2 protein-coding genes are annotated in these 1424 nt (G+C 41.9%); both read left to right on the top strand.

Annotation, left to right across the window (positions count from 1 at the left end):
* Window positions 1–44: 44 nt before the first annotated feature.
* The gene (locus DVY93_RS12380; protein ID WP_192520988.1) at window positions 45–569 is read left to right on the top strand and encodes a helix-turn-helix domain-containing protein; all 525 of its coding nucleotides are present in this window, start codon (window positions 45–47) and stop codon (window positions 567–569) included.
* Window positions 570–620: 51 nt separating this feature from the next.
* Window positions 621–1391, top strand: a complete 771-nt coding sequence (locus tag DVY93_RS12375) for an IS3 family transposase (protein WP_230711046.1) — start codon at window positions 621–623, stop codon at window positions 1389–1391.
* The last annotated feature ends 33 nt before the right edge of the window (window positions 1392–1424 follow it).

Here is a 1424-nt window from a genome sequence, read left to right as displayed (position 1 = left end):
TGAACTGACCCCCATAAGTTGGACACAACTTATGGGGTATTTTTATGCGTTACGATCTAGACTTTAAGATGCAAGTCATCGCATACTATCGGCAAGGACATAGTAGTCAGGCCACCGCTAAGAAATTTAACGTCAATCCAGAGTTTGTACTCAAATGGGTCAAACAATACCAAAGCGGTGGCATAGATGCCATTAAGCCAAAGACAAGCAAAGCCAAATACAGCAGTGAGTTTAAACTGAAAGTGTTAAGCACCATGCTAGAACAAGGTTTAAGTCAATCACAGACAGCACTGACATTTAACATCAGCTCACCGGCCCTAATCAGTCATTGGCACAAAGCGTATCGATTACACGGCTTGTCTGGACTAACAACCAAGCCTAAAGGTAGAGTCGCCATGAGTAAGCCCTTTATTACAGACAAACCAGATGATGAAAAGACATTAGCAGAATTGAAGCGTGAGAATGAATACCTACGTGCGGAGGTTGCTTACCTAAAAAAGCTCGATGCCTTGCTCAAGGAGAAGGAAAAGAAACAAGCTTTGAGAAAGCAAGGCTCATCGAAGCATTGAGGCAAGAGCACCCTTTATCTGCTTTGCTCAACATCGCTAAGATGGCTAAGAGTGTCTTTTACTACCAGTCAGTTTGATGTTAAAGACAAATATGCAGACTTAAAACAATGTATTACTGAGCTTTACCACAAGCACAAAGGCAGGTATGGCTACCGTAGAGTCACAGCTGCGTTAAAGCAGCAAGGCGCTTATCATAACCATAAGCTCATTGCTAAGCTTATGCGTCAAATGAAGCTTAGCGCAAAGATAAGACGTCAGAATTACCGATCCTATAAAGGACAACAAGGTAAGATCGCGAAGAATTATTTAAAGCGCCAGTTTTATGCAGGTCATCCGCATAAGCGCTGGCTGACTGACATTACTGAGTTTAAGGTGGGTGATGATAAGCTGTATCTATCACCCATACTTGATTGTTATAACAATGAGATTGTCAGTTACACACTCTCAAGGCGACCAACCTATGACTTAGTGAGCAAGATGCTAGGTGATGCTTTAGCAAAGACGAAAGCGTGCCGTGATAAGACACTCATGCTGCACTCAGATCAAGGTTGGCATTATCAAATGAGACAGTTTGGACAGGTGCTTAAACAGCATGGTATTAAGCAAAGTATGAGCAGAAAAGGCAATTGCTTAGATAACGCACTGATGGAAGGGTTCTTCGGGACATTAAAGTGTGAGACAATTTATATTGAAAAGCCTCAAACGATTGAGGAGTTAGAACAACAGATTCATGAGTACATGCACTATTACAATCATGAGCGTATTCAAGTGAAACTAAAAGGACTGAGTCCTGTGCAGTACAGAACTCAGTCCTTGATATAAACTTAAACCGTCCAACATTTGGGGGTCAGTTCA

It is taken from the genome of Psychrobacter sp. CCUG 69069 (genome assembly GCF_021023115.1).
In the GTDB taxonomy this organism is placed as follows: Bacteria; Pseudomonadota; Gammaproteobacteria; order Pseudomonadales; family Moraxellaceae; genus Psychrobacter; species Psychrobacter namhaensis.
The sequence above is the reverse complement of the archived record's forward strand: the minus strand, read 5'-3'. Positions and strand labels throughout refer to the sequence as shown.

Excerpts from the sequence above, each read along its gene's own strand:
- DVY93_RS12380 (WP_192520988.1), top strand. The coding sequence starts at position 45 with ATGCGTTACGATCTAGACTTTAAGATGCAAGTCATCGCATACTATCGG.